Origin of the sequence: Paraburkholderia sp. Clong3, assembly GCF_050436485.1 — a bacterium.
GTDB lineage: Bacteria > Pseudomonadota > Gammaproteobacteria > Burkholderiales > Burkholderiaceae > Paraburkholderia > Paraburkholderia tuberum.
In genome coordinates this window covers 2,602,847-2,629,603 of the sequence record NZ_JBNDMH010000003.1, presented here as the reverse complement: position 1 = coordinate 2,629,603, position 26,757 = coordinate 2,602,847, and the positions used below count along the sequence as shown (strand labels likewise).

The 26,757-nt window shown below is 64.6% G+C and carries 26 protein-coding genes and 1 pseudogene; 16 read left to right on the top strand and 11 right to left on the bottom strand.

Translation table 11 applies throughout. From position 1 onward, the window contains the following. Nucleotides 1-65 precede the first annotated feature (65 nt). The gene (locus OKW30_RS35415) at nt 66-1,115 is read right to left on the bottom strand and encodes a S1C family serine protease (RefSeq protein WP_187619609.1); all 1,050 of its coding nucleotides are present in this window, start codon (nt 1,113-1,115) and stop codon (nt 66-68) included. 177 nt (nt 1,116-1,292) lie between these two features. Between OKW30_RS35415 and OKW30_RS35410 the strand changes: the two genes are divergently transcribed. Beyond that, nucleotides 1,293-1,691, top strand: a complete 399-nt coding sequence (locus tag OKW30_RS35410) for a VOC family protein (RefSeq protein ID WP_184063251.1) — start codon at nt 1,293-1,295, stop codon at nt 1,689-1,691. A gap of 162 nt (nt 1,692-1,853) precedes the next feature. Next, a complete protein-coding gene (gene ppk2, locus OKW30_RS35405) occupies nt 1,854-2,780 on the top strand; it encodes a polyphosphate kinase 2 (RefSeq protein ID WP_429348916.1) in 927 nt (308 codons plus the stop codon). A gap of 98 nt (nt 2,781-2,878) precedes the next feature. On the opposite strand, the gene OKW30_RS35400 is transcribed toward ppk2, so the two are convergent. Together OKW30_RS35400 and OKW30_RS35395 are read right to left on the bottom strand one after the other, a co-directional pair. Next, nucleotides 2,879-4,465, bottom strand: coding sequence for an inorganic phosphate transporter (locus OKW30_RS35400; RefSeq protein ID WP_184063248.1), 1,587 nt, complete (start codon nt 4,463-4,465; stop codon nt 2,879-2,881). 236 nt (nt 4,466-4,701) lie between these two features. Then, a complete protein-coding gene (locus tag OKW30_RS35395) occupies nt 4,702-5,295 on the bottom strand; it encodes a short chain dehydrogenase (protein ID WP_184063245.1) in 594 nt (197 codons plus the stop codon). Nucleotides 5,296-5,519: 224 nt separating this feature from the next. Between OKW30_RS35395 and OKW30_RS35390 the strand changes: the two are divergent. Together OKW30_RS35390 and OKW30_RS35385 are read left to right on the top strand one after the other, a co-directional pair. Then, nucleotides 5,520-6,378 (top strand): annotated as a pseudogene (locus tag OKW30_RS35390) (CHAD domain-containing protein). A gap of 103 nt (nt 6,379-6,481) precedes the next feature. After that, entirely contained in the window at nt 6,482-8,077 is a 1,596-nt protein-coding gene (locus tag OKW30_RS35385; RefSeq protein ID WP_429348915.1) for a diguanylate cyclase, read from the top strand. Between the two features lie 67 nt (nt 8,078-8,144). Here the strand turns inward: OKW30_RS35385 and OKW30_RS35380 are convergent, their stop codons facing one another. From OKW30_RS35380 to OKW30_RS35370, 3 genes are all read right to left on the bottom strand, one after another. Then, entirely contained in the window at nt 8,145-9,257 is a 1,113-nt protein-coding gene (locus OKW30_RS35380; RefSeq protein ID WP_429348914.1) for a VTT domain-containing protein, read from the bottom strand. Between the two features lie 218 nt (nt 9,258-9,475). Further along, nucleotides 9,476-10,114, bottom strand: a complete 639-nt coding sequence (gene folE / locus OKW30_RS35375; protein WP_187631670.1) for a GTP cyclohydrolase I FolE — start codon at nt 10,112-10,114, stop codon at nt 9,476-9,478. A 136-nt stretch (nt 10,115-10,250) separates the two neighbouring features. Further along, nucleotides 10,251-11,180, bottom strand: a complete 930-nt coding sequence (locus OKW30_RS35370) for a LysR family transcriptional regulator (protein WP_429348913.1) — start codon at nt 11,178-11,180, stop codon at nt 10,251-10,253. Between the two features lie 419 nt (nt 11,181-11,599). Between OKW30_RS35370 and OKW30_RS35365 the strand changes: the two genes are divergently transcribed. From OKW30_RS35365 to pcaC, 5 genes are all read left to right on the top strand, one after another. Continuing rightward, a complete protein-coding gene (locus tag OKW30_RS35365; RefSeq protein WP_062131411.1) occupies nt 11,600-12,307 on the top strand; it encodes a 3-oxoacid CoA-transferase subunit A in 708 nt (235 codons plus the stop codon). A gap of 13 nt (nt 12,308-12,320) precedes the next feature. After that, nucleotides 12,321-12,980, top strand: a complete 660-nt coding sequence (locus OKW30_RS35360; RefSeq protein ID WP_184063230.1) for a 3-oxoacid CoA-transferase subunit B — start codon at nt 12,321-12,323, stop codon at nt 12,978-12,980. Nucleotides 12,981-13,264: 284 nt separating this feature from the next. Beyond that, entirely contained in the window at nt 13,265-14,644 is a 1,380-nt protein-coding gene (locus OKW30_RS35355; protein WP_429348912.1) for a 3-carboxy-cis,cis-muconate cycloisomerase, read from the top strand. Between the two features lie 5 nt (nt 14,645-14,649). After that, nucleotides 14,650-15,441 (top strand): 3-oxoadipate enol-lactonase, encoded by a 792-nt coding sequence (pcaD, locus tag OKW30_RS35350; protein WP_184063224.1) that lies wholly within the window; start codon nt 14,650-14,652, stop codon nt 15,439-15,441. Next, nucleotides 15,438-15,839 carry a 4-carboxymuconolactone decarboxylase gene (gene pcaC / locus OKW30_RS35345; RefSeq protein WP_187619599.1) on the top strand — a complete coding sequence of 134 codons (402 nt, stop codon included), beginning with the start codon at nt 15,438-15,440 and terminating at the stop codon, nt 15,837-15,839. Before pcaD ends, pcaC begins: the two co-directional genes overlap by 4 nt. A gap of 148 nt (nt 15,840-15,987) precedes the next feature. On the opposite strand, the gene OKW30_RS35340 is transcribed toward pcaC, so the two are convergent. From OKW30_RS35340 to OKW30_RS35320, 5 genes are all read right to left on the bottom strand, one after another. After that, nucleotides 15,988-16,191, bottom strand: a complete 204-nt coding sequence (locus tag OKW30_RS35340; RefSeq protein WP_429348911.1) for a hypothetical protein — start codon at nt 16,189-16,191, stop codon at nt 15,988-15,990. A 557-nt stretch (nt 16,192-16,748) separates the two neighbouring features. Continuing rightward, nucleotides 16,749-17,141, bottom strand: a complete 393-nt coding sequence (locus tag OKW30_RS35335; protein ID WP_184063218.1) for a hypothetical protein — start codon at nt 17,139-17,141, stop codon at nt 16,749-16,751. A gap of 14 nt (nt 17,142-17,155) precedes the next feature. Beyond that, nucleotides 17,156-17,545, bottom strand: a complete 390-nt coding sequence (locus OKW30_RS35330; RefSeq protein WP_429291633.1) for a hypothetical protein — start codon at nt 17,543-17,545, stop codon at nt 17,156-17,158. Beyond that, nucleotides 17,542-18,006, bottom strand: coding sequence for a tlde1 domain-containing protein (locus OKW30_RS35325; protein ID WP_429348910.1), 465 nt, complete (start codon nt 18,004-18,006; stop codon nt 17,542-17,544). The genes OKW30_RS35330 and OKW30_RS35325 overlap by 4 nt, the downstream gene beginning before the upstream one ends. A gap of 373 nt (nt 18,007-18,379) precedes the next feature. Beyond that, complete coding sequence (locus OKW30_RS35320; protein WP_429348909.1) at nt 18,380-19,072, bottom strand: TetR family transcriptional regulator; 693 nt, start codon at nt 19,070-19,072, stop codon at nt 18,380-18,382. 289 nt (nt 19,073-19,361) lie between these two features. Between OKW30_RS35320 and OKW30_RS35315 the strand changes: the two genes are divergently transcribed. From OKW30_RS35315 to OKW30_RS35285, 7 genes are all read left to right on the top strand, one after another. Continuing rightward, a complete protein-coding gene (locus OKW30_RS35315) occupies nt 19,362-20,951 on the top strand; it encodes a 6-hydroxynicotinate reductase (RefSeq protein ID WP_429348908.1) in 1,590 nt (529 codons plus the stop codon). A gap of 24 nt (nt 20,952-20,975) precedes the next feature. Beyond that, nucleotides 20,976-21,914, top strand: a complete 939-nt coding sequence (locus OKW30_RS35310; protein WP_429348907.1) for a UPF0280 family protein — start codon at nt 20,976-20,978, stop codon at nt 21,912-21,914. Continuing rightward, nucleotides 21,890-22,480 carry an amino acid synthesis family protein gene (locus tag OKW30_RS35305; protein WP_429348906.1) on the top strand — a complete coding sequence of 197 codons (591 nt, stop codon included), beginning with the start codon at nt 21,890-21,892 and terminating at the stop codon, nt 22,478-22,480. The genes OKW30_RS35310 and OKW30_RS35305 overlap by 25 nt, the downstream gene beginning before the upstream one ends. Before the next feature lie 50 nt (nt 22,481-22,530). Further along, nucleotides 22,531-23,115 (top strand): amino acid synthesis family protein, encoded by a 585-nt coding sequence (locus OKW30_RS35300; RefSeq protein WP_429348905.1) that lies wholly within the window; start codon nt 22,531-22,533, stop codon nt 23,113-23,115. Nucleotides 23,116-23,288: 173 nt separating this feature from the next. Beyond that, nucleotides 23,289-25,241, top strand: coding sequence for an ABC transporter permease (locus tag OKW30_RS35295; protein ID WP_184063202.1), 1,953 nt, complete (start codon nt 23,289-23,291; stop codon nt 25,239-25,241). Further along, nucleotides 25,238-26,047 carry an ABC transporter ATP-binding protein gene (locus tag OKW30_RS35290; protein WP_429348904.1) on the top strand — a complete coding sequence of 270 codons (810 nt, stop codon included), beginning with the start codon at nt 25,238-25,240 and terminating at the stop codon, nt 26,045-26,047. The genes OKW30_RS35295 and OKW30_RS35290 overlap by 4 nt, the downstream gene beginning before the upstream one ends. Further along, complete coding sequence (locus OKW30_RS35285) at nt 26,044-26,757, top strand: ABC transporter ATP-binding protein (protein ID WP_184063199.1); 714 nt, start codon at nt 26,044-26,046, stop codon at nt 26,755-26,757. Before OKW30_RS35290 ends, OKW30_RS35285 begins: the two co-directional genes overlap by 4 nt.

Genomic DNA, 26,757 nt, shown 5'->3' with positions numbered 1-26,757 from the left:
CTAATGTAGGGTTTGCGGTAGGATGGCGCCTGACTGTTCACCCCGCAGTCTCCGGCAATCCCCCATCACCCTGCCTGCTCCACCGGCGTCACCGTCAACTCCACCCGCTGCGCGCCGCGCAACACCGTCACGTTGACCGGCTTGTCGATACGCGAAGCATCGAGCGTGCGTTGCAGTGCATCCACATCCTGCACCGGCTGCGCGTCGATCGCGACGATCGTGTCGTCGGTGCGCAAGCCGCCGAGCGCCGCCGGACTGCCTTTGACGATCTCCATCACGCGCACGCCGCTTTGCGTGCCGAGTCCGAAGTAGCGCTGCACGCGCCGCGACAGCGGCGTCGTCGTGCCGGCCACGCCGATATACGCGCGTCGCACGCGACCGTGCGCGAAGATCTGCATGATGACCCACTTCGCGGTATCGATCGCGGTCGCAAAACAGATGGCCTGTGCGCCAGGAATGATCGCGGTATTCACGCCGATCACCTGACCCGCCGAATTGATCAGCGGTCCGCCCGAGTTGCCCGGATTCAACGCCGCGTCGGTCTGGATCACGTCGTAGATCATGCGGCCGGAGTTCGAGCGCAGCGACCGGCCGAGCGCCGAAACGACGCCGGTCGTCACGGTCTGTTGCAGCCCGAGCGGGTTGCCGACCGCAATGGCGATCTGCCCGACGCGCAGCTTCGATGATTCGCCGAGTTCGACATGCGGCAGCGGTTCCGGCGAACCGATGCGCAGCACCGCGAGATCGCTGCCGGGATCGTCGCCGACCAGATCGGCGTCGAACTTCGCGCCGTCGGCCAGCGTCACCTGGATATGCGTCGCGCCATGCACGACGTGGCTATTGGTCAGCAGGTAGCCGTCGGGCGTGAACAGGAAGCCCGAGCCGGTGCCGCCGCGCGCGCCGCGCCCATGCGCGGACGCGTCGCCGGGCAGCCGGCGTTCGACGGCGATAAACGCGACCGCCTGCTGCACGCGCTCCAGTGCACCGATCACGGTGCGGGAGTAGGCGTCGAGCAGCGCGTCGTCGTCGTGGGTCAAAAGGTCGGTGGATTGGGGCCCGGGGGCGTCGGATGCGGCGCTCGACAGGTCATCGATGAAGCGTGGGCGGCTTCCCATAACGATGCTCCGGATAGACGGGCTCCGAGATGCGGGGCGCTGCGCGAGTTTTCAAGTGCATCCCGGGGGCGTGGGCGGTGTCCCGGCCGCGCCGCCAGACCGGTGGCCACTGCCCGTGAGACACTTTCCCGGGCGGGCCGTCGCTCGCCGCTCGCTCGCGCCACGGAGACCCTGTTCATGTCCGCATCTAACGCTTCAGCGCCGCAATCCCCGCAGCCGGGTCCACGCATCGAGTCGCTCTGTGCGATCACGCTCGCCACCAGCGACATGCAGCGCGCCGTCGCGTTCTACGAAGCGCTCGGCTTCCCGCTCAAGTTCGGCGGTCCGCGCGAGGCCTTCACGTCGTTCGCGTTCGGCAGTTCGTATTTGAACCTGATCGCCGATGCGCGCGCGCCGGTCAACTGGTGGGGGCGCGTGATCATCTACGTGTCGGACGTCGACGCGTTCCATGCCAGGGCGGTGGCGGCAGGCTTGCAGCCGACGTTCGCGCCGTCGGATGCGCCGTGGGGCGAGCGCTATTTTCATATCACCGATCCGGACGGCCACGAACTGAGCTTCGCGCGGCCGCTGCCCTAGCGGCGGAAGTCGGGGCAAAACTCGCTATCATGGGGTTACGACGCATGTGCAGCGGCCGCCCACGCGGTAACACGGCTGACACCTCGCGCTTCGATAATCGAACGCGACCGCGTCGCGCTAGCCGCCGCGCACCATCCCATTCCTGTTGCGAGGAGAGCCGCAATGAAAGAGCCGGACCCGAGACCCGATATCGAACTGATGGCGGAGCGGCAACGCCGTTTCGAGGAAGACCTCATCGATGCCTACGACGAAGAACTCGAAATGGAGGTCGACGACCGCATCATCGACGGCCCGGCCGGCCTTACGCCCGAGCATCGCGAGGCGCGCAAGCAATACTTCCGCGAACTGTTCCGGCTGCAGGGAGAACTGGTCAAGCTGCAGGACTGGATCGTCACGACCGGGCACCGGCTCGTCGTGATCTTCGAGGGGCGCGACGCGGCCGGCAAGGGCGGCGCGATCAAGCGCATCACACAGCGCCTCAATCCGCGCGTGTGCCGCGTGGCCGCATTGCCCGCGCCGAACAATCGCGAGCGCACGCAATGGTATTTCCAGCGCTATGTATCGCATCTGCCGGCGGGCGGCGAGATGGTGCTATTCGATCGCAGCTGGTACAACCGCGCGGGCGTCGAGCGCGTGATGAACTTCTGCACCGACGAGGAATACGAAGAGTTTTTCCGCTCGGTGCCGGAGTTCGAAAAGATGCTGGCGCGCAGCGGCGTGCAGATCCTCAAGTACTGGTTTTCGATCACCGACGAAGAGCAGGAAATCCGCTTCCAGAACCGCATTCACGATCCGCTCAAGCAGTGGAAGCTGAGTCCGATGGATCTGGAAAGCCGGCGCCGCTGGGAAGCCTATACGCTGGCGAAGGAGGTGATGCTGCAGCGCTCGCATATCCCCGAGGCGCCGTGGTGGGTCGTGCAGGCCGTCGACAAGAAACGCGCGCGCCTGAACTGCATTCAGCATCTGCTGAGCCAGGTGCCGTATCACGAGATCGAGCATCCGCAGATCGACTTGCCGTCGCGTGTCTATCACGAAGACTATAGCCGTCAGCCGGTGCCTCAGTCGATGATCGTGCCCGAGGTGTATTAAAAGCGGATCGTATGAAATAGCCGGCCAACGAAAAAGCGCGGTACGTATATCAGCGTACCGCGCTTTTCTTCTTGCTTCGCCCCGCCAGATCGGCGAACTCAGAACACCGAACGGAACACCCAGAACAGCCCGCCCGCGAGCGCGATCGACGCGGGCAACGTCAGCACCCATGCGAGGATCAGACTGCGCACCGTGGCCCATTGCAGACCCGAGCCGTTGGCCGCCATCGTGCCGGCCACGCCGGAAGAGAGCACATGGGTCGTCGACACCGGCAGACCGTAGACGTCGGCGGCACCGATCGTGACCATCGCGACGAGTTCAGCCGACGCGCCCTGGCCGTACGTCAGATGCTGTTTGCCGATCTTCTCGCCCACCGTAACGACGATGCGCTTCCAGCCGACCATCGTGCCGAGACCCAGCGCGATCGCGACTGCCACCTTGACCCACGGCGGAATGAACTTGGTCGCGTGGTCGATCTGCGTTCTGAAGTTGGCGATGATCTTCGCGTCCTCGGGCGAGAACTGCGGCTGATTGGTCTTCTGCATCAGACGGATCGCCTCGGAGGTGACATACATGTTGTTGCGCACGTTATCGACGATGCCTTGCGGCACCGCGGCCATCGAGCCCGACTCGCCGACCTGGCGACCGATCTGCTCGGTCAGCTGCTGCAGCGCCGGCAGCGTGGCGGGCGTCAGCTGACGGGTGCGCACGAAGGCCTCGACGTCGGCGCGCGGATCCGCGGAAGGCACCGCGCCCTGCGTGTAGCGCGACAGCGTCGCCGCGGTTTGATGCGCGACCGCGACGAAGTTCTGCGTTTGCGCCGGCGTGACCGCCTTGTTCAGCGCGTAGGCGGTGGGCACGGTACCGATCAGGATCAGCATGATCAGCCCCATGCCCTTCTGGCCGTCGTTCGAGCCATGCGCGAACGACACGCCCGTGCAAGTCAGAATCAGCAGGCAGCGAATCCAGAACGGCGGCGGCTCCTTGCCCTTCGGCTCGGCATACAACGCGGGCACGCGCACGACGGCCTTCAGGATCAGCAGCAGCAGGCCCGCAAGCAGAAAGCCCACGATCGGCGAAAACAGCAGCGACTTGCCGACGCCGAGCGCCTGGTTCCAGTCCACGCCACTGGTGCCGTTCGCACCATGCAGCATCTGATTCATCAGACCTACGCCGATGATCGAGCCGATCAGCGTGTGCGAACTCGAAGACGGCAGGCCCAAAGACCACGTGCCCAGATTCCAGATGATCGCGGCGATCAGCAGCGCGAATACCATCGCGAAGCCGGCGGCGCTGCCAACTTGCAGAATCAACTCGACGGGCAGCAGTTGCAGCACGCCGAAGGCGACCGCCCCGCTCGACGTCAGCACGCCCAGAAAATTCCACGCGCCGGACCAGACGACCGCGATATTCGGCGTCAGCGCGTGGGTATAGATGACGGTGGCGACCGCGTTGGCCGTATCGTGAAAGCCATTGACGAACTCGAAGCCGAGCGCGATCAGCAGCGCGACACCGAGCAGCAGATACGGCAGTACCGAGCTTTCGCGTACCGGCTGCAGATCGTCTATCAGATGAACGCCGCAGTACACGACGCCCGCGATGAGCAGGGCAACGAAAATAACCAGGCCCGCGTTACGGCCTTTGCCGCTGGCGGCGCCTGGTTGCGGATACGAAAGTTCCGGCATGACGTGAGCCCCAAAAAGTGGTCGCAGAGTGTTTGATGCTGCTTTGGCGGTGTGTCGCAAGGATGACAACTACGTGACGGCATTGGGGGTGCTGGAAAAACAGGCGCGGCGCGGCCTATGCTACGCCGCTCACGCCGGTAAATACTACGCAGGCTGGCGGACGGGAATAGTAAGATGTCCGAACCGGACTAAGCAAGTGATGAATGGCACGAGCGGCGAGTGGGCTTCGGTTGAGCTTACGATGCGCTGATTACTTCGCCGCTTGCGCTGCCACCGAGGGTGCGTTTATAAGCTTGCGCGACGATTTCCGCTGGTACCCCTTGCGACGGATCGCGGCCCATCGATTCGAGCGTTTCGGCGACCCACCCCGGGCTCACCACATTGACGCGGGCCTTGCCCCGCAACTCGAGCGCGGCCGAGCGCGCGAACGCTTCGACACCCGCATTGACGATGCTGACCGCGGCGCTGCCTTCCATCGGCTGTTGCGCGAGCACGCCGCTTGTCAGTGTGAACGAGCCGCCTTGCGACACATGGTCCACGCCGCAGCGCACCAGATTGACCTGCCCCATCAGTTTATTGGCAAGACTAAAAGAAAAGTCTTCGTCGCCAAGCGCCGCGAGCGGCGCGAATTTCGCGGAGCCGGCCGCGCAGATGATCGCGTCGAAGCTGCTGGCTTGCGCATACATCGCTTCGATGCTGCGTTTGTCCGACAGGTCGACGTGCAGTTCGGAGCCTTTGCGGCTCGCGCCGACCACGTCATGCTCCGTGGCGAGCAGCCTCACGATGTGCGAACCGAGCAGGCCGGTCGCACCGACAACGAGTATTCGCATACATCCTCCTAAGGTCTGTTTGCGGCATTTGCCGCGCGCTGCACACTGCATCGTCGCCGGAGCACTCGCCGAGCCGTGCAACGCGCGATCCTATCGGTCGAGGATAGACGCTGCCGGCGCGACGCGCCAACGCGTGAGGGAAGAGCCGGCTGACACGCGCCGCGATCCTCCTGAGCATCATTTTTGCTACGCTGGAAGTAAGGTCATGTTTCCCGGGAGCGTCGATGAAGCAAGACAGCGAGACAGTCAACGAGCCGGTAGAGGACGAACCGGCACAGCGTGCCTTCACTTCCTATGCCGCGCCGCTCGTCGATGAGGCAATCCGGCTCGCCAACAGGGTGCACGGCCGGGGTGCACGGCGACGCGTCACCCGAAGCGCTGCACAAACTGCGCGTTTCACTGCGGCGTTTGCGTTCGTTATGGTGGGCTTTCGCACCGCTGCTCGACAAGGGCGAAAATTCCCGGCAACGCGCGGTCTACAAGTTTCTCGCCACCGCGGCGGGTAAAACGCGCGATTGGGACATCCTGATCGCGTTGCTCAAGCAGCAAGACAGCGGCGCGCAAGCATTGATGCCGAAGCTCGAGCAGGCGCGCCGCGACACGCTGGCGACCAGCCGCGAGACGTTGTTGAACGCCGACGTCAAACACCTGCTGCGCGATGCGTTGGCCACCACTTCCGCGCAACTGCACGCCACGCACGATTCGGCTAGTGCGCTGCGCAAATTTGCCGCTCGACGCATAGGGGCGTCGGAGCGCTCATTGAAAAAGCGCATCAAAGGCGCGCGCCATGCGAAACGCTCGAATTACGCAGCCTTTCACGATGTCAGAAAAGCGGGCAAGAAACTGCGCTATCTGTTCGAGTTTTTCGGGCCGGTGCTTAAAACCAGCCATAAGCGCACGCTCAAGCGCCTGAAAAAAATCCAGAAGCGCTTCGGCATGCTCAACGATACCGTCGCCAGCGAAACGCTGTTGCGCGACAATGCCGCGTCGCTTGCCGACGCGGACCACATCGAAGCCGCGTTGGGTTGGCTCGACAGGAAACGCAAACGCCGCTTGCGCGCGGCGTCGGAGCTACTGGGCTGAGAGAGCGCGTTCGGTCCTCGCTAGCGCGGAGGATCCGCAGCCCAAAATGCACGGCGCACCGCGCTGCGGTCCGAAAGAATAGTCCGCGAAGGAGGCGAGGAGCGTGGCACCGCATGGGCTTTCGCTGCGTCATCGGCTGCGCCTGACGTTGCGCGCCGTTCGAGCCGGGATGACCCGCTATGTGGGCAGCCGCCCGTGGGTGGCCGGCGTCGCCGGCACGCTCGTCGCGTTGGCGATGTCGATCCTGACGGCGGCGGAGGTCGGCGAAGGCCGCCGCGAAATGCTCGATCATGCGCGCCAGACGTCGCAAAACCTCGTGTCGATCATTTCCGCCGATCTCGCGCGCAACGTCGAAATTTATAGTCTGTCGCTGCAATCGATGGTGGATGCCGCGGGCGATCCGCTCACCTGGACGCTGCCGGTCCCGGTGCGCCAGGCGAGGCTGTTCGATCGCGCGACCACCGCCGCGTTTCTCGGCGGCGCGTATATAGTCGGCGCCGACGGTGAAGTGGCCGCCGCGCAGTACGCCGACGCCAACACCACCGTCCATCTCGACGATCGCGAATACTTTCAGGTGCATCAGCGCAATCCGGCGGCGGGCCTGTATTTCTCGCATCCGTTCATGTCGCGGCTGCGTGGCGGCGAGCTGTCGATCGCGCTGACGCGGCGCATCGACGATGCGCAAGGCCGCTTCGCCGGCATCGCGCTGCTCGCGATCCGCATCGAGTACTTCCAGCACCTGCTGGACCGGATCGACACCGGCGAGCACGGCTCGGTTTTCATCGTGATGGCGGACGGCACGCTGCTCGCGCGCAAGCCGTTCGACGCGCGCGCTATCGGCACCAGCGTCGCCAAGTCACCGACCTTCGCACCGATGACGGTGCACGACTCCGGCAGCTACGTATCGGTCTCGCGGGTCGACGGTGTGCGTCGCATCTTCACCTACACGCACGTACCGGGCACGCCGCTGATCGTGGCGATCGCGCCCGCTGTCGATGACGTGCTCGCGCCGTGGCAGCGTCGCAGCCACGTGGCCGCTGCGCTGACCATCTCGTTCGGCTCGGTGTTCGTGCTCGTGTCGTGGCTGCTCGCGTTCGCGCTGCGCGACAAACAGCGCGCGCAGGCCGCGCTGCTGCGTCTTGCCGCGACCGATCCGCTGACCGGGCTCAGCAATCGCCGCGTGCTCGACAAGCGGCTCGACGACGAATGGAAGCGGGCGCGACGCGACAACAAGCCGCTGTCGGTGCTGTTCATCGATATCGATCACTTCAAGCGTTTCAACGATACCTACGGCCATGAGAGCGGCGACGAGGTATTGGTCGCGGTGGCTGATTGCATCGCGTCCGTGGCGCGGCGCTCGGCCGATCTGGTCGCGCGCTACGGCGGCGAAGAGTTCGCGGTGGTGCTGCCGGATACGACCGCGCAGGGCGCGTTCGCGGTCGCGGAGCAGATTCGTCGCAAGGTGGAAAACCAGGTCATCGTGCGCGGACACGATGCGCCGCGAGCGGTGACGGTGAGCGTCGGCTGCGCAACGGCGCTGCCGAGCGCCACGGATGTCGCGAACGGACTCGAACTGATGGCGGTCGCTGATGGACAGTTGTATGTGGCGAAGAACGAAGGGCGCAATCGCACCCGGTCGGCGCAGTGGGACGAGTATTCGGCGACGCAGGGGGCCTCGCGCACGGGGGCGGCGCCTTAACGCCAGGTGTTCGTTCGCGTGAGCGTGAGCGCCTTCCCGCGCCCAGATTGTCGCGACGCAGCGCAATTCAGGCGTGCTCCGCACTGCGCGGCGCGAAGCCGCGCAACGTCACCGCCGCTGGTGTTTCGTCCAGCAACGCCGAGCGCGGCCGATCGGCGGCCGCACCATCCGCGTGAGCCAGCAAGCCCACCGGGAAGCCACGCCGCTGCCATGCATCGAGCCCGCCGGGCAGTGCGCGAATCCGCGTGTAGCCATTGCTGCGCATAAGTTGCGAGACTTCGAGCGCGGTCGCGCTGTCCGGGCAGATGCAATAGATGACCATGTCGTGCGTGCGCAGCGCGCCGTCGATCTGCTCAGGCGAATGCGGATCGAGCGCGCGCGCGTCGGGAATCTGGCGTCGCAGATCGAGCAGCGCAGCGCCGGGCCGCGCATCGAGCACGCGGGACGGCGCCATGCGGCGCAGGCGGCCGGAGCGCCGCCAGCGCCACGGCATGCTCGACGCGGCGGCACTCGCCGATGAAGCCTGCGTCGGCGCGGCCAGCATCGGCGCGGCTTGGGCCGCCGTGGCTCGCGTGAACCGGCGCCGTTCGTAATATCGCAGATACAGCCGGTAGAGCAGATAGACGAGCGCCACCGCAAGAAGAATGTCGGCGATCGTGCCGCCGCGCTGCTCGACGAACGCGCGCAGCATATGCACCTCGCGTTCCACGGCCGCGCCGCCGAGCAGCCAGAACGTCGCCCACGCGATCACGCTCGCCAGATCCCATAGTGCGTAGATGCGGATGTCGACGGCGGTCGTACCCATCAGCGGCGGCGTGATCAGGCCGAGGCCGGGCACGAACTTCGAAACCGACACGAGCGGCACGCCATAGCGTTCGAATAGCGCGCGCGCGGTTTCCAGCCTCGTATCGACGGCGGGCGACAAGCGGCCGAGCCACGCGAGCAGTTTGCGTCCATACAGCCGGCCCGCTGTGAACCAGGTGCCGTCGCCGATCAATGCGCCCAGCACCGCCGCGCCGAGGGTCGGCCAGAACGCCAGGGTGCCCGCGGCGATCGCCGAGCCCGCGAACAGCAGCATCGGCACGGCCGGAATCGGTACGCCGAGGCGCGTCAGCAGGACGTTGACGAACACGATAGCGCTGCCCCAGGTTGAAACCGCCGACAACGGAAACTCGACCAATTGAGGCGCTCCTGTTGCTGCTGTTGGGCTGCCATGCGTGGACGGCCGGTGTCGACCATCGGCCTCAATCGTCAATACGCAACTAACTGTCAACCCCGCGTGCCCACCGCAAGGTGGCCGGCGTGCTTGAAGAGAGTGCGCGCGGGCGCGCACGCTGGATTCGCAGGGGCGGGGGCTGCATCGTCAACGAACCACAAGCGGCCCCCGGATCCACCTCATCAGGCATTCGGCATCGCCACCACGCCCGGATTCCCGACGATCGCCAGAAACTCCCGCCGTGTCGACGGATCGGTGCGGAACGTGCCGAGCATGCGCGACGTGACCATCGTGACGCCCGCCTTGTGCACGCCACGCGTCGACATGCACTGATGCGCGGCTTCGAGAATCACGCCCACGCCGGCCGGCTGCAGCACGTCGTTCAGCGTATCGGCGATCTGCACCGTCATCTTTTCCTGGATCTGCAGCCGTTTCGCGAACGCATCGACGAGGCGCGCGAGCTTCGAAATGCCGACCACGCGATGGTTCGGCAGATACGCGACGTGCGCGCGTCCGATGATCGGCACCATATGGTGCTCGCAGTAGCTTTCGAAGCGGATATCCTTCAGCACGATCATTTCGTCGTAGCCGTCCACTTCGGAGAAGGTACGCGCGAGGATGTCGCGCGGATCGACCTGGTAGCCGACGAAAAACTCGTCGTAAGCGCGCGTCACGCGTGCCGGCGTGTCGATCAGGCCTTCGCGCTGCGGATCGTCGCCGGCCCAACGCAGCAGCACGCGCACGGCTGCCTCGGCTTCTTCGCGGCTCGGGCGTTCGGCGGCTGCTACGGGTTTGGTCTTCTTTGCCTTGCTGCTGGTCATGCGTCGCTCTCCTGGATCGCGCGTCGACGCTGCGCGGCGCGCGGGGTCAGTAACTGAGGTCATTGTTCCATGTTTTGCGCTGAAGGTGCCGATGCCCCTTTCGCGGCCGGGGCAGTCGCGGGCGTGCTGCGCACGGCTACTTCGGCCATTCGTCCATCGCATCGTTGAACAGCTCGGCGACCACGCCGCGCAGCCAGCTGCCGCGCGGATCGTTATGAAACTTGCGATGCCAGTGCTGCCGCAGGTCGAAGCGCGGCAGCGGCAGCGGCGGCTCGACGAGCATGATCGACGCATGCTCCGACACGTACGCGAAGCCGATCGCGTGCGGCACGGTCGCGAGCAGATCGGTGCGCGCGAGGATGAAAGGCAGGCTCATGAAGTGCGGCGTTTCGAGCACCGCGCGTCGCTTGACGCGCTTCTTTTCGAGGTACTGCTCGAGCACTTCCTGGCTGCGTCCCTCGGCGCGCACGACCGCATGCCCGGACGCCACGTATTGCTCGATCGTGAGCGGCCCCTTCGACAGCGGATGTCCGCTGCGCATCAGGCAGATGAAGCGATGCGTGAAGAGCCGCTGCTGAAAGAAGTTGTTGCCCGCCAGGTCCGGAAAATAGCCGACGGCGAGATCGACATCGCCCGATTCGAGCCCGCGTTCCACTTGCGACGGCGACAGCGTGACCGAGCGCAGATTCGCGGACGGCGCGCGCTCGGCGAACAGCTGCAAAAGACGCGGCAGAAACACGATTTCGCCGACGTCGGACAGCGCGATCGAAAACGTGTGCGTGCTCGTCGCCGGATCGAAATCCTGCACGTCGAGCATGCCTTTCTCGATGCGCAGCAACGCGTCGCGCGCGGCGGGCAGGATCGCGAGCGCGCGCGGTGTCGGCTCCATGCCTTTCGATGTGCGCACGAACAGCGGATCGTCGAAGTATTCGCGCAGGCGCCCAAGCGCGGTGCTCACGCGCGGCTGGCTCACACCGAGTTGCTCGGCGGCGCGGCTCACGTTGCGCGTGTCTTCCATCGCGACCAGATAGGGGATCAGGTTCAGATCCAGATGTGTCTCGGACATGCTTGTTATGGCTCGCGGGGCGGGCGGGGCAAGGGAATGCTTATGCCGTATCGCTATAGAGCCTAGTTGAAAAATCGCCCGTAAGCATAGTGGGATTTTGCGCGGCCGGCATTTTCGCGCGCAGGGCGAGCGCTGGACGAGGGCATCCCGGACCTTCGCCGCCGCGCGCGGCGACCTATGATGAAGGGGGTTTCCCTGCCTTGACAACCCGCCCGCAGGACAACCATAATCGCCGAAGCGTTCGCTAAACGAATCACTGTTCACGCAACGAACAATTCAGCGGCGAAGCAATCGAAGGCGCCAGCCCGCTCTCCCCCTCGCGAGCCGTCGCCAGCATGCCCGGAGACTGTTTCCGCGCGAGCCTTGCCGGTTACGGCTGTCAGCCCAGCGGCACGTAGCGCCCCCAAAGGAAATTCGACATGATCAACAAGATTTTCGAGACACTTCAATCGGCGGTCGCCGATGTCCACGACGGCGCGACCGTCATGATCGGCGGCTTCGGCACGGCCGGCATGCCGTCCGAGTTGATCGACGCGCTGATCGAGCAGGGCGCGCGCAATCTCACCATCGTCAACAACAACGCAGGTAACGGCGATATCGGCCTCGCGGCGCTGCTGAAGGCCAAGCGCGTGCGCAAGATCATCTGCTCGTTCCCGCGCCAGACCGACTCGTATGTGTTCGACGCGCTCTATCGCGCCGGCGAAATCGAACTCGAACTCGTGCCGCAAGGCAACCTCGCCGAGCGCATCCGCGCCGCGGGGGCGGGCATCGGCGGCTTCTTCACGCCGACCGCGTACGGCACCAAGCTCGCCGAAGGCAAGGAAACCCGTCTGATCGACGGCCGTCACTACGTTCTCGAAGCGCCGCTGCACGCGGACTTCGCGCTGATCAAGGCGTACAAGGGCGATCGCTGGGGCAACCTGATCTATCGCAAGACCGCGCGTAACTTCGGACCGATCATGGCGAGCGCCGCGAAGACCGCGATCGTGCAGGTGTCGGAAGTGGTGCCGCTCGGCGGCCTCGATCCGGAAGAAATCGTCACGCCCGGCATTTTCGTGCAACGCGTGATCGCGGTGCCGCAAGCGGCGCATGCCCCCACGCCCAATCCTCACGACGCTGCTGCCTGACCCGGAGACCGACATGAAGAAACTGACTCGCGATGAAATGGCCAGGCGCGTTGCCCAGGACATCCCTGAAGGCGCTTACGTGAACCTCGGCATCGGCGTGCCGACGCTGGTGGCGAACCACCTCGCCGCAGACAAGGAAATCTTCCTGCACAGCGAAAACGGTCTGCTCGGCATGGGCCCGGCACCGGCGAAGGGCCAGGAAGACGACGAACTGATCAACGCCGGCAAGCAGCACGTCACGCTGCTGACAGGCGGCGCCTACTTCCATCACGCGGACTCGTTCGCGATGATGCGGGGCGGCCATCTGGACTTCTGCGTGCTCGGCGCGTTCCAGGTGTCGGCGAAGGGCGATCTCGCGAACTGGCACACCGGCGCACCCGACGCGATTCCGGCGGTCGGCGGCGCGATGGACCTCGCGATCGGCGCGAAGCAGGTCTACGTGATGATGGAGCATCTGACCAAGCAGGGCGAGAGCAAGATCACCGCCGAGTGCTCGTACCCGGTCACTGGTATCGGTTGCGTGACCCGTATCTATACGGACCTCGCAATGATCGACGTCACGAAGGAAGGCCTCGTCGTGCGCGAGATTTTCACGGACATCGGCTTCGACGAACTGCGGAAGCTGACCGGTGTGCCGATGACCGACGGCACGCAGGCCGCGCGCGCGGCCTGATGGTTGGCTGAGGCGTCGCGGCGGCGGTCTGCTTTGCGGCCGCGTCGATGGCGTCTCGTCTGAAAGCGGCATTGCGCGAACGGGCCAGCGCTGACGGGGCGAACTCCTCGTCAGCACTGGCCTGGCAACTTCAGCGACGGGCTGACCGCGTTTGGCGCACAATACGCAGCACATACCGCGGCATACGCACGGCACGAGCGCTTGCTCCGCCACGGCGTCTGCTTCGAACCGCCGCGCGCCGTGCCGCTTCTTCGCTTCCGATTCCCTCAAACATCGTCGTCACCATGCTCGACTCCAGCGCCCGTCTGACTGGCCTTCTTTGCGGCACACAGCCGATGAACGACATCTGGGCGCCGCGTGCCACGCTGCAGCGGATGCTCGACGTCGAAGCCGCGCTCGCGCGTGCCTCTGCCGCGCACAAAGTCATTCCCGGATCCGCCGTCCCCGCGATCGAAGCGGCCTGCCAGGCCGACCAGCTCGACGCCGACGCGCTCGCACGCGACGCCGCGCTCGGCGGCAACCTCGCGATTCCGCTCGTCAAGCAACTGACTGCACGCGTCAAAGCCGCCGATGCCGAAGCTGGCAAATACGTGCATTGGGGCGCGACGAGCCAGGACATCATCGACACCGCGACGGTACTGCAACTGCGCGACACTTTCGACCTGCTCGACAGCGACCTGCAAGCCACCTGCGACGCGGTCGCGAAACTCGCGGCCACCCATCGCGCGACACCGATGATCGGCCGCACGTGGCTGCAACAGGCGCTGCCGATCACGCTGGGTCTGAAGTTCGCGCAATGGCTCGACGCGCTGTTGCGTCATCGCGAGCGGCTCGACGCGTTGCGCGAACGTGTGCTGGTGCTGCAATTCGGCGGCGCGGCCGGCACCCTCGCGAGTCTGCGCGAGGCGGCGCCGCAGGTCACGCAGTCGCTCGCCAAGGAACTCGGCCTCGCGGTACCGACCTTGCCGTGGCACACGCAACGCGATCGCATCGCCGAGACGGCGTCGCTGTTCGGCATGCTGATCGGCACGCTCGGCAAGATCGCGCGCGACGTGTCGCTGCAGATGCAAACCGAAATCGACGAACTCGCCGAACCGGCTGCGGCCGGCAAGGGCGGTTCGTCGACGATGCCGCACAAACGCAACCCGGTCGGTTGCGCGGCGGTACTGACGGCCGCGACGCGCGCGCCCGGCCTCGTGGCGACCGTGTTCGCCGGCATGGTGCAGGAGCACGAACGCGCGCTCGGCGGCTGGCAGGCCGAATGGGACGCGCTGCCGGATCTCGCGCGCCTCGCGGGCGGCGCGCTCGCGAACATCGAACAGATCGCGTCCGGCCTGAGCGTGAACAAACCGCGCCTCGCCGCGAATCTCGACGTCACGCACGGCCTGATCCTCGGCGAAGCGGTGATGCTCGCGCTCGGCGATTCCATCGGCCGGCTCGACGCGCATCATCTGGTCGAGCGCGCGTCGAAGGCGGCGATCCGCGACGGCAAGACGCTGTATGACGTGCTCGCCGCCGACGCGGCCGTCACCGAACATCTTTCGTTCGAGCGCCTGAAGCAGCTGCTCGATCCCGCTCAATACGTCGGCCAGGCGCACGCATATGTCGACGCCGCCCTGACGCTTCACACCACGCGCGCGCAGCGCGCCCATTCCAAGGAGTAACCGGCATGCCCTACGCCGCAGTCAACGGCACCGAGCTTCACTATCGTATCGACGGTGATCGTCACGGCCACGCGCCGTGGCTCGTGCTGTCGAATTCGCTCGGCTGCGATATGTCCATGTGGACGCCGCAGGTCGCGGCGTTGTCGAAGCATTTCCGCGTGCTGCGCTACGACACACGCGGCCACGGTCATTCGGAAGCGCCGAAGGGTCCGTACACGATCGAGCAGCTGAGCGGCGATGTGCTCAGCCTGATGGATACGCTGAAGATCGCGCGCGCGAATTTCTGCGGCATATCGATGGGCGGCCTGACCGGCGTCGCACTCGCCGCGCGTCACGGCGACCGCTTCGAGCGCGTCGTGCTGTGCAACACGGCCGCGCGCATCGGCTCGCCGGAAGTGTGGGTGCCGCGTGCCGCGAAGGCGCGCAGCGAAGGCATGTTCGCGCTCGCCGACGCGGTGCTGCCGCGCTGGTTCACGGCAGACTTCATCGAGCGCGAGCCGGTCGTGCTGGCGATGATCCGCGACGTGTTCGTGCATACCGACAAGGAAGGCTACGCATCGAACTGCGACGCAATCGACGCGGCCGACCTGCGGCCCGAAACGCCGGGCATCAAGCTGCCGACGCTCGTGATCAGCGGCACGCACGATCTGGCCGCCACGGCCGCGCAAGGCCGCGAACTTGCGCAGTCGATTCCGGGCGCGCGCTACGTCGAACTCAATGCCTCGCATATCTCCAACATCGAAAAGGCCGGTGAGTTCACGAAGACCGTGCTCGACTTCCTGACGGAGGCAAAATGAACGACGAAGACCGTTACGAAGCCGGTATGGAGGTGCGTCGCGCGGTGCTGGGCAACGCGCACGTCGACCGTTCGCTCGCGAACCGCACCGAGCTGACCGAGGAGTTCCAGAACCTGATCACGCGTTACGCATGGGGCGAGATCTGGACGCGTGAAGGTCTGCCGCGTCATACGCGCAGCCTGCTGACGATCGCGATGATGGTGGCGTTGAATCGCAGCGAAGAACTCGCGCTGCACCTGCGTGCCGCCAAAAACAACGGCGTGACGCGCGAGCAGATCAAGGAAGTGCTGCTGCAGACCGCGATCTACTGCGGCGTGCCGGCGGCCAACTCCGCATTCCATCTGGCCGACAAGCTGTTTCGCGAGGATGATGCGGCGGCCGCGGCGGCGAAGTCGTAAAGACTGAGCACACGTAACTGGCCCTGCGCATCGCGCAGCGCGGCGATAAAGGCCGGGTGTCGAGCAGCGCATTGAGGTACTGGCGGTAGGAAGGGTTGCGGTAGCGGCCGGCCATTTCAGTTCGTCCATTCCGACCGGCCGCGACAGGTCAGGACTGCCTTGCGTTCAATGCAGGCCAGCGGGCCAGGGCAATGAACCACAGCAGAATGACGTTCACCACCGGAATGAAGGTGAGCAGCGACCAGGCGCCCGCATATCCCGCCTTCTTCAGGATCAGCCATAGCGGGATAATCTCCGCGATGACGACGACAAGAACAAACACCAGCCAGTGCCATATGGAAAGAGCGCCCACGCATACCTCCATTTTTTAAAATTGACGGGCAGAGCTGAGGATAACGACGCACGGGCGACTCCTTTCTCAATATTTCCGGCTGCCATCGATGCCGCACACCCGCTGCGCTTCACGTGCGTAGTCCTGCAACGCGGTCAGTTTCCGTATGGTCGCATCCCCGTCGCTGGTGATACCGAGAAGATCGTCAGCAGCCGCTGCGTCAAGTCCGGCTGTACCGGCTCCATCAGCTCCAACCATCCGTTCGCATCCGACCGTGCGGGAGGCGGCCAGACACTTCCGCGCCACGCAGCAGGCCGTACTCGACGCGTGCGAAGACTGGGAGGGCGATGGTTACATGCGGCCCGCAACGGGCTTTCGCGCCGGAAGCGGTATCGGATCGATTGCCCGCCTTGGCGACTATCTCGTGGAAGCCTACAGATAGACCCGAACCAGACATACAGGCCGCGCGGGCAAGGGGTGTAATGACTGAAACAGAGCGAGGCAGGGGCCTTATGACGCGCCGCTCGCAGGCAAAAAAAGACCCGCGCGATGCGGGTCCGGGTCTGAACTGGCGCGGTTCACTCGATATGCCTGTACCGAGTGTCCCCGCCGCCACGCTGCAACTGTTTCGAAACGATAAGAAACTGCTCGTCACTAATCGTACACTCCAGTTCGCCTATTTCGTACACAGCAATCAGCTTGATCTTATTTCCGTTTCGCTCCTCAAAGGTAATCTGATAGACCCCGCGCCACATTGGTTCGCCATCCTCATATTTACCGATCTTCTCGGACGCCAGTCGCACGGCCCTTGTTTTCGTAGCATCGAAATCCAGGGAGAGGATGTCAGTTTTTCTTAGCGCCATCTGGGCCACATAGGCCGGAAACCGGTCGCCGCATGGCGGGTATGGTCCGGGTTCCGCCAGGCATAGCGCGGGAAGGGATAGCAGCAGGACTGCAAAAGCGTGTTTCATGGATTCAAAGGATCTCACTCTATCTGCTTGAACATTCTGTCAGCCTCGACTCTTGACAGCAAATGCTTCGAAACGACAAAAACCTCTACGGCACTCATCGAGCATTCGAATTCGCCAGCGTCGTTCACAGCAATCACCTTGACCTTGTTTCCGTTTTTTTCGTGGAAGGTGATGTGATAGACCTCACGCCACAACTGTTCGCCATCCTCATCTTTTCCTATTTTCTCGGACGCCAGTTGCACGGCTTGGGTTTTCGTATAGTCGATATTGCCAAGCATGCCAGCCTTTTTTAGTCTCCCCTCGGCTATGTTGGTCGGCCACCTATCGCATTGGGGTTCTGGTTTAGATTCCGCGAGGCATAACGCGGGAAGGGATAGCAGCAGGACTACAAGAGTGCGTTTCATGGATGTACCACCCTAAGCATTCTGTCGCCACTGTTCCAGATTTGCTTGCGGTATGGCAAGTGCAGAACGATACATCCATTTGATGCGTTGCCGGGGTCAGTCTTGCTGTCGCCGTGGATCATGAAGCCGTCGCGCCCGCCCAAACTCGTTCCCGCAACAGGGTTGAGCCGCATCGAGAACGGTCCAGTTTTAGGGTGCGGAAACGGTGCCGTAATTTCATACAGACCGACGGGGATCGGTCCCAGGTCGCGGACATACTGGCTACCGTGTTTATTTTTGTGTACGCCCTTGCCTGCATATCCGTCATCGGTAATGAATTTGTCATCGTGATACAGCTCGCCGCTCGCATGTTTGTAAATCCACACCATTGTTTTTTTCCTCATTGGTTGTACGAACCAACGATTACACCAGATCATCTGGCTGCACACAATTTTTAAGATATACGTCAGTTTGATCTGCATCCCCGTATCGAGCCGACAGAGGCAAGTGCAATTGATCGCGAAAGATCACGGCTAATATGAGTATGGGGCCGATTCGTGGGGAAAACAAAACCACGCCGCAACGATTGCCGGCGCAACACAATGTAAAGAATGCGAATCAAAGCAACAAAAAAGAACGCGAAGATGCAGCCGCGACGAACGTTCAAAACGCAGATGTGCAAAAGCCGGACGTTACGAAGGTCGGCGAAGTGAAGCCTCAAGCCACGAAAACCGCAGCATACGAAAGCCGCAAAACGAAAGCGCCTGTTACCGTTGTGAAGGAATGCGCGCCGTTCAGGACTGGTATCGAAGGAATCCGCACGGCATTCGCGGATTCGGCGCGCGTCGATATTTTTTATGCGGTAGTAGTCGCTACAACGCTCACCGGCGCCTGCACGCACACCGCGCGCAACACCGTCTCCTTGATCACCTCGCGCCAATGCACGAGCGCCGCCTCGTCCATCAGCGACTCGCCGAGAAACGCGCCGAGCGTGTACTGATTGGCGTTATAGAAATAGCCGAGCGACGCGATCATCAGATACACGTCGCGCGCCGCGATATCGGCGCGAAACACGTGCTGCGCGCGGCCCGCCTCCAATAGCCTCTGCACGACCGAAATCGCGTAGCCCGAAATCTCCTTGAGCTTCTGCGATTTTTTCGCATGCTTGCCCTGGTGCAGATTTTCGCTCGACAGCAGTGTCACGAACTCCGGGTGATCGAGGTAGTACTGCCAGACGAACTCGACCATCTGTTCGAGGCCATGCACCGGATCGCGCAGATCGAGATCGAGTTTGCTTTCCGCTTCGTTGAACTGCGTGTAGATCGTCTCCAGCACTTCGATGAACAGCTGCTCCTTGCTGCCGAAGTAGTAATAGATCATCCGGTCGTGCGAACGCGCGGCCTTCGAAATACTTTCGATGCGGCCGCTCGCATAACCCTGCTTCGCGAACACCCTGATGGCCGCCTTCAGGATCTTGGCGCGCGTGTCCTGCGCCTGTTTCGCGCGGATACCGATGGCGCCCGGCTTGCGGGCGGCGGTGGGGCTCATGACGGTCTCGGATCTCTTTGTCAGCGTAGGTTTGAACGGCGGGCGCACAGACTCAGCACGCCGATGCCGCATTGCACCATGATCCCGCGTGACGGAAAACACGTTGCACAGTCGATTTTGATCGAGTAGATTTCAATCGAGTTTGGTGTAGAAGATACTACATGAACGGTGAGTGACCGCAACATGAAAATGGGCGGCCCACGCGGAAATGCCCTGAAACCGGGACGATTCGCGCACCACGCAGCACCGCCAGCCATGTCGCGCCTGTGATGTCGTAGGGAACCCCACGATGACAGAACATACGAAGGTCGATTTCGGTGCAGAGAGTGTCGATCGCGATACCGCGTCGACGCCGGGGCCGACCGTGCTCGCAAAGTCGGCGCCGCGCAGCGAGCGCATGGCCTCGAACAAGATCGAATGCAATGCGTGTCCGGTGCTGTGCCAGATCTCGGAAGGGCGCACCGGCGCGTGCGACCGTTATGCGAATGCGGATGGGCGGTTGATTCGCGTCGATCCGGTGGTGTTTCTGTCGCGTGCGAACGATGCCGACGCCGATCCGGCAAATGCGGCGATCGAATTCGGCACAGCCCCCGCCGCGGACCCAGGCACCACCGAACCCGCCCTCTTCGTCACCGGCGTCGGTGCCTCCTCGACCTATCCCGACTACAAGCCCGCGCCGTTCATCGTCGCGTCGAAGCTCGACGACGTCGACATGGTCACCGTCGTCACCGAAGGCATCTTCAGCTATTGCAGCTTCAAGGTGAAGATCGACACCGACCGCTTTCTCGGCCCCGAACAGGCCAACGTGCGCTGCGACGGCGAGATCGTCGGTCACGTGAGCACGGCCGAATACGGCTCGCAGATGCTGAGCCTCGGCGGCGTCCATCATCTGACCGGCGGCAGCAAGAAAGAAGGCCGCGTGACCTGCGACATGATGCTCGCGCTCGGCAACAAGGAGGCGGTCGAGCTTGGTATCGACGGCGGCGCGAGTCTCGTGATTCGCGCCGGCGTCGCGCCGATCGTCGACGGTGTCGAGGAGCAGCGCATGCGCGTCGGCTGCGGCTCCGCGACGATCGGTATCTTCGCGAAGCAATGGTTCGGCCACGTCGATGAGGTGGTGGTCGTCGACGATCACATTACGGGCGTGCTGACCGAGCACCAGGCGGGCCGCTGCCTCGGCATGACGCGCTCGGGACTCAAGATACGCGGCCGCAAATCGACGCCGGGCCGCTATTTCCAGGTTGCCAATCCTGGCACCGGTTGGGGGGGCACCGACATTCAGGACCCGCTCGCGATCGTCGAAGGATTCGATCCGTCGGTCGCGAAGCCGGGCATGCGCGTGCTGATGGTCTCGACGACCGGCGAACACGCGCAATGGTACGAACTCGACGCACAGCTCGTGCCGCGCATCGCGCCGATGCCCGACGCGGTGCGCCGCACGGTCGAGCGGATCGGCGAGAACTGCGAGCCGTCGCTCGCGACGGTACTGTTTCTCGGCGGCGCGGGCGGCAGTCTGCGCGCCGGCGCGACCGAGAATCCGGTGCTGCTCACGCGCGCGATCAAGCGCAAGCTCGTCAACGTCACGTGCGGCGGCGCGCCGGCTTATGTGTGGCCGGGCGGCGGCATCACCGTGATGGTCGATGTGACGCGCATGCCGGACCGCTCGTTCGGCACGGTGCCGACACCGGCGCTCGTCGCGCCGATCGAATTCACGATGACCTACGACACGTACCGCGATCTCGGCGGCCACGTCGAGGCGGTGCGCTCGTTGCAGAGCGTGCTCGCGAGCGGGCCGACGCATACGGAAGGCGCGCCGCTCGCGCGGCGGACGCTGGCTCGCGATCCGGACAATCCGTGGCCGCCTGCAATGCCCGGTTAAGCACCCTGACCAAAAAATCACACGATGACCCCCACCCGAACCCGCCTCGACGAACACCGCTGGCATTGGCAGCACGGGCCGATCGACCTGATCCTCGGCGCCGACGGCGAGCCCGACGCGGTGCGTGCCGCATATGACGCATGCTGGGAGCGCTTCAGTCCTGTGCTGGAAGAGCTGGTCCGCGAATTGAACGTGCTTCGGCAACCAGTGCAGGCTGTGGCGGCACGACATGATTGCCCGCTTCGAGGGCCGGTCGCGACGCGTATGTGGCATGCGTGTCATCCGCATCGTTCGAGCTTCATCACGCCGATGGCCGCAGTCGCGGGCAGCGTCGCCGACGAACTGATCGCCGCGTTCGCGCGCGACGGCATCGCGCGTGCGTTCATCAACAACGGCGGCGACATCGCGCTGCACCTGGCGGCGGGGCAGCAGTATCGGGTGGGCGTGTTGGCGGACCTCGCGCAAATTTCGGGCACGCGTTTCGCGCACGACCCCGCGCTCGACGCGCATCTGACGCTCGACGCTCGGCAGCCGATTCGCGGCGTCGCGACGAGCGGCTGGCGCGGCCGCAGCTTCAGTCTCGGCATCGCCGACAGCGTGACCGTGCTCGCGCGCGATGCCGCGAGCGCCGACGCCGCCGCGACGATGATCGCGAACGCGGTCGATCTCGACCATGCGGGAATCGTGCGGCGTCCGGCGTCGTCGCTGAAGGACGATAGCGATCTCGGCGATCTGCTGGTGACCGTCGACGTGCCGCGTCTGCCGCAGCCGCTGATCGATTTCGCGCTCGCGCGCGGCGTCGATGTCGCGAAGCGGTTGCGCGGCCAGGGTTTGATCGAAGGCGCCGCGCTGTTCCTGCAAGGACGGGCGCGGGTCACCGGCATCGACGATTCACGCGCGTTGTCCGCCACGCGCGTTTCACTGACAACGGAGGCTCCGTGTTCGAAATACGCCGCGTGCTGACGCACGTCGAAGCCATCTTTCACGAGTTCGGCCCCGCGCCCGCGCAGCCGCTCAAACGAGGCGCGATCGCCGCGGTGATGACGAATCCGTTCGCGGGCCGCTACGAGCCGAAAATCGAACATGCGATGGAAGCGCTGAAGCCGATCGGCTTCGAGATGGCGCAACGGCTGCTGACGGCGATGGCGGTGCCGCATGCGTCGATCGAAAGCTATGGGAAGGGCGCGATCGTCGGCGCGCGCGGGGAACTCGAGCACGGCGCGCTATGGCATGTGCCCGGCGGCTACGCGATGCGCGAGCTGCTCGAAAAGCACGGCGTGCCGACCCACGCGATCGTGCCGTCGACGAAGAAGGTCGGCGCGCCGTCCACCGCGCTCGACGTGCCGCTCACGCATGTCAACGCGAGCTACGTGCGCAGCCACTTCGATGCGATCGAAGTACGCGTGCCCGGCGCGCCCGCCGCCGACGAGATCGTCTACATCCTCGTGATGAGCACGGGGCAGCGCGTGCATGCGCGGGTGGGCGGCCTCGCGAAAGAGGCGATCGTCGGCAAGGATGGCTTGCGCTGAAGCGGCGCGCGGCAACCATACTGCAAGGCAACGAAACTCGGAGAGCGCAAATGGCAATCAGGCTTCGCAAGCTGATCGTGCAGGTCGACGAAACACGCATCGAAATGGGCCAGACCGTCGAGCCGCCCGCGCGCCGCGCGGTCGCGATCGCGGTGATCGATAATCCGTATGCGGGCCGCTATGAGGCGAAGCTCGACGCGCTGATCGAAGCTGGCGAGGAACTCGGCGCGCTGCTCGGCAAGCGCTGCGTCGAGGCGTTGGGCATCGCGCCCGGGGCGGCGCAAAGCTACGGCAAGGCGGCAATCGTCGGCGAGGCGGGCGAACTCGAACATGCGGCCGCGATCCTGCATCCGAAGCTCGGCGCGCCGCTGCGCGCGGCGGTCGAAAAGGGCGCGGCGCTGGTGCCGTCGGCGAAGAAGATCGGCACCCTGGGCACCGCGATCGACGTGCCGCTCGGCCACAAGGACGCCGCCTACGTGCGCAGCCATTTCGACGCGATCGAGGCGCGCGTGGCCGATGCGCCGCGCGCGAACGAAATCGTCGTGGCGGTCGCGGTGACCGCGTCGGGCCGGCCGCTGCCGCGCATCGGCGGCTTGCAGGCGAACGAGATCAAAGGCGAGGACGGCCTGCGCTGAGCGATCGTTTTTTTCGGCCGCCTGTTTGCCGTCGCTTGTTTTGCGGGTTGTTTCGCTGGTAGTGTCCTGCCGTTGACGCGGGCGCGCATGGTGCCGCCCGCGCTGCAACGTCCGCCGATCGGGCCGCTGCGCATGTTGCGCGCGCGCCGTTCGGCGAGCCGACGAGGGTCGCGATGCTTTCGAATCTGCTGGTACAACTGGTCAATGGACTCGCCGACGCGTCGACGCTGTTTCTGGTCGCCGCCGGTTTGTCGTTGATCTTCGGCGTGACGCGCATCGTCAACTTTGCGCACGGCTCGTTCTATATGTTCGGCATTTACGTCGCGTATAGCATCGCGAGCCGCTTTGGCCACACGGCGGGCGGCTTCTGGCTGTCGGTGCTCGCCGCCGCGCTCGCGGTCGCGGTGTTGGGCGCGCTCGTCGAAATCGTCGTGTTGCGGCGGATCTATCAGGCGCCGGAGTTATTCCATCTGCTCGCCACGTTTGCGCTCGTGCTGATCTTTCGCGACGCCGCGCTATGGCTTTGGGGCCCGGAGGATCTGTTCGGCCCGCGCGCGCCGCATCTCGCGGGCGCGGTCGACTTTCTCGGCCATCCGCTGCCCACGTACGACATCGCGCTGATCGTGATCGGTCCGGTCGTCTTGCTGCTGCTGTGGTACGCGTTGACGCGCACGCGTTGGGGCACGCTCGTGCGCGCCGCGACGCAGGATCGCGAGATGCTCGGCGCGCTCGGCATCAATCAGGCGTGGCTGTTTACCGGCGTGTTCTTCGTCGGCGCGTTTCTCGCGGGACTCGGCGGCGCGCTGCAAGGGCCGCGCATGTCGGCGAACCTGTCGCTCGACCTCGAGACGATCGGCAATGCGTTCGTGGTCGTCGTGGTCGGTGGCATGGGTTCGATTCCGGGCGCATTCGTCGCGGCGCTGCTGATCGCCGAGATCAAGGCGCTGTGCATCGGTATCGGGCACGTGACGATCTTCGGCATCGGTTTATCGCTGAGCCGCTTCACGCTGGTGGCCGAATTCGTCGTGATGGCGGTCGTGCTGGTGGTGCGGCCTTGGGGTTTGCTCGGCCGCGCGAGCGCCGCGGTGCGCGCGATGGGTACGCCGGAAACGCCATTGCGTCCGGCGGGCAGGCGTCTGAAGGGGCTGGCCGCCTTCGTGTTGCTGGTGCTGGTTCTGGCGCCGCTCGCGGCCAACGCGTTTCCGTATATGCCGGTGCTGCTGGTTGAAATCCTGATCGCGGTGCTGTTCGCGGCGAGTCTGCATTTCATCATGGGTCCGGGCGGCCTGCATTCGTTCGGCCATGCCGCGTACTTTGGACTTGGCGCTTACGGCGCGGCGCTGTTTCTGAAGGTGCTGAATCTGCCGATGGAAGCCGCGTTGCTGCTCGGGCCACTGCTCGCGGTGGCGGGCGCGCTCGTGTTCGGCTGGTTCTGCGTGCGACTGTCTGGTGTCTATCTGGCGATGCTGACGCTCGCGTTCGCGCAGATCGTCTGGTCGGTCGTGTTCCAGTGGGACGACGTGACGGGCGGCAGCAACGGCATTCTCGGTCTATGGCCGTCGAACTGGCTGTCTTCGCCGGTCGCGTTCTACTACCTGACGCTCGCGTGCGCCGTGCTCGGCGTGTGGCTGCTGCGCCGCATGCTGTTCTCGCCGCTCGGCTATGCGATGCGCGCGTCGCGCGATTCCGCGCTACGCGCCGAGGCGATCGGCATCGACGTGAAGCGGGTTCAGTGGGCGTCGTTCGTGATCGCGGCGTTGTTCTGCGGACTCGCCGGATCGCTGTACGCGTTTTCGAAGGGCAACATCTCGCCCGAAGTGATCAGCGTGAGCCGCTCGGTCGATGGCCTCGTGATGGTGCTGCTCGGCGGCTTGCAGACGTTGAGCGGGCCGATCGTCGGCGCGGCCGTGTTTACGTGGCTGCAGGACACGGTCGCGCGCCAGACCGACTACTGGCAGGCGCTGCTCGGCCTCGCGATCCTGCTGCTGGTGATCGCGTTTCCACAGGGTATCGTCGGCTTCATTCGCGAGCGTTTCGGCGACGCGAACGGCGATCAGGCCGACAAGACCAACGGCGGCGCCGCGTCGCCGTCGCAACGGGCCGCCGCGGTCAAGGAGGGGCTATGAGCCTGCTGCGCGTAAGCGGTCTGTCGAGATCGTTCGGAGGACTGAAGGCGGTCGATAACGTTTCATTCGATCTCGAGGCGGGTCAACTGCTGGCGCTGCTCGGCCCCAACGGCGCGGGCAAATCGACTTGTTTCAACATGGTCAACGGCCAGTTGCAGCCGTCGTCGGGTTCGATTCTGCTCGACGGTCACGAACTCGTCGGCATGCGGCCGCGCGATATCTGGCGGCGCGGCGTCGGCCGCACGTTCCAGATCGCCGCGACGTTCAGCTCGATGACGGTGCTCGAAAACGTGCAAATGGCGCTGGTGTCGCGCGAGAAAAAGACCTTCGGCCTCTGGAAGCCAGCGGGCTCGCACCATGCCGACGAAGCGTTCGCGCTGCTCGAACAGGTCGGCATGGGCGCGCACGCGAAGCGCGCGTGCGGCGTGCTCGCGTATGGCGACGTGAAGCGCGTCGAGCTTGCGATCGCGCTCGCGAACCGGCCAAAGCTGCTGTTGATGGACGAACCGACCGCCGGCATGGCGCCGAAGGAGCGCAACGAATTGATGGCGTTGACCAGGCGTCTGGTGACCGAACACGAGATCGGCGTGCTGTTCACCGAACACAGCATGGACGTCGTATTCGCGTACGCCGACCGGATGATCGTACTCGCGCGCGGCAAGCTGATCGCCGAAGGCGACGCCGACACGATCCGCAACGACGCGCGCGTGCAGGAGGTCTATTTCGGCACCGGCAAGACGTTCCGGCCGCACGCGCCACTGCAAGACGCGTCAGGCAGCGCGCGGGATCGTGGAGCATTGCAATGAGCGAACCGATGCTGAAAGTCTCCGGCCTCAATGCGTTCTACGGTCGCGCCCACATCCTGTTCGACGTCGGCCTCGAAGTCGGCCGCGGCGAGGTGGTCGCGCTGATGGGCCGCAACGGCGCCGGCAAATCGACGACGATGAAAGCGGTGATGGGACTGCTGCCGCGCCGCCACGGCGAAGTGACGTTTCGCGGCCAGAACATCAGCGCGCTCGCGCCGTACAAGATCGCGCGCATGGGCGTCGGTTTCGTGCCCGAGGACCGCCGCGTGTTCGCGGACCTGACGGTGATGGAAAACCTCGACACGGGCCGCCAGCCGCCGCGCGCAGGCGCGCCGCAATGGACGCCCGACAAGCTGTTCCACCTGTTTCCGAATCTCGGCGAAATGCCGAAGCGCCCCGGCGGCCAGATGAGCGGCGGCGAGCAGCAGATGCTGACCGTGTCGCGCACGCTAATGGGCAATCCGTATCTGGTGCTGCTCGACGAACCGTCCGAAGGCGTGGCGCCGGTGATCGTCGAGCAGATGGCGAACATGATTCTCGAACTGAAACGCGAAGGGCTATCCATTCTGTTATCCGAACAGAATCTGCACTTCGCCGAGCTGGTCAGCGACCGCGCGTATGTGCTCGAGAAAGGGCAGATCCGTTTCAGCGGGACGATCGGCGAACTCGCACGGAACGAAACAGTGAGGCGCGCTTATCTGAGCGTGTGA

Bases quoted from the DNA above. Each gene is read 5' to 3' on its own strand.
- OKW30_RS35325 (WP_429348910.1), bottom strand. From the start codon at position 18,006: ATGCAGATCAAACTGACGTATATCTTAAAAATTGTGTGCAGCCAGATG.
- OKW30_RS35395 (WP_184063245.1), bottom strand. From the start codon at position 5,295: ATGCGAATACTCGTTGTCGGTGCGACCGGCCTGCTCGGTTCGCACATC.
- pcaC (WP_187619599.1), top strand. From the start codon at position 15,438: ATGAACGACGAAGACCGTTACGAAGCCGGTATGGAGGTGCGTCGCGCG.
- OKW30_RS35310 (WP_429348907.1), top strand. From the start codon at position 20,976: ATGACCCCCACCCGAACCCGCCTCGACGAACACCGCTGGCATTGGCAG.
- OKW30_RS35410 (WP_184063251.1), top strand. From the start codon at position 1,293: ATGTCCGCATCTAACGCTTCAGCGCCGCAATCCCCGCAGCCGGGTCCA.
- OKW30_RS35300 (WP_429348905.1), top strand. From the start codon at position 22,531: ATGGCAATCAGGCTTCGCAAGCTGATCGTGCAGGTCGACGAAACACGC.
- OKW30_RS35365 (WP_062131411.1), top strand. From the start codon at position 11,600: ATGATCAACAAGATTTTCGAGACACTTCAATCGGCGGTCGCCGATGTC.
- OKW30_RS35415 (WP_187619609.1), bottom strand. From the start codon at position 1,115: ATGGGAAGCCGCCCACGCTTCATCGATGACCTGTCGAGCGCCGCATCC.
- OKW30_RS35290 (WP_429348904.1), top strand. From the start codon at position 25,238: ATGAGCCTGCTGCGCGTAAGCGGTCTGTCGAGATCGTTCGGAGGACTG.
- ppk2 (WP_429348916.1), top strand. From the start codon at position 1,854: ATGAAAGAGCCGGACCCGAGACCCGATATCGAACTGATGGCGGAGCGG.
- OKW30_RS35320 (WP_429348909.1), bottom strand. From the start codon at position 19,072: ATGAGCCCCACCGCCGCCCGCAAGCCGGGCGCCATCGGTATCCGCGCG.
- OKW30_RS35285 (WP_184063199.1), top strand. From the start codon at position 26,044: ATGAGCGAACCGATGCTGAAAGTCTCCGGCCTCAATGCGTTCTACGGT.
- OKW30_RS35355 (WP_429348912.1), top strand. From the start codon at position 13,265: ATGCTCGACTCCAGCGCCCGTCTGACTGGCCTTCTTTGCGGCACACAG.
- OKW30_RS35295 (WP_184063202.1), top strand. From the start codon at position 23,289: ATGCTTTCGAATCTGCTGGTACAACTGGTCAATGGACTCGCCGACGCG.
- folE (WP_187631670.1), bottom strand. From the start codon at position 10,114: ATGACCAGCAGCAAGGCAAAGAAGACCAAACCCGTAGCAGCCGCCGAA.
- OKW30_RS35335 (WP_184063218.1), bottom strand. From the start codon at position 17,141: ATGAAACACGCTTTTGCAGTCCTGCTGCTATCCCTTCCCGCGCTATGC.
- OKW30_RS35315 (WP_429348908.1), top strand. From the start codon at position 19,362: ATGACAGAACATACGAAGGTCGATTTCGGTGCAGAGAGTGTCGATCGC.
- OKW30_RS35400 (WP_184063248.1), bottom strand. From the start codon at position 4,465: ATGCCGGAACTTTCGTATCCGCAACCAGGCGCCGCCAGCGGCAAAGGC.
- OKW30_RS35360 (WP_184063230.1), top strand. From the start codon at position 12,321: ATGAAGAAACTGACTCGCGATGAAATGGCCAGGCGCGTTGCCCAGGAC.
- pcaD (WP_184063224.1), top strand. From the start codon at position 14,650: ATGCCCTACGCCGCAGTCAACGGCACCGAGCTTCACTATCGTATCGAC.
- OKW30_RS35370 (WP_429348913.1), bottom strand. From the start codon at position 11,180: ATGTCCGAGACACATCTGGATCTGAACCTGATCCCCTATCTGGTCGCG.
- OKW30_RS35330 (WP_429291633.1), bottom strand. From the start codon at position 17,545: ATGAAACGCACTCTTGTAGTCCTGCTGCTATCCCTTCCCGCGTTATGC.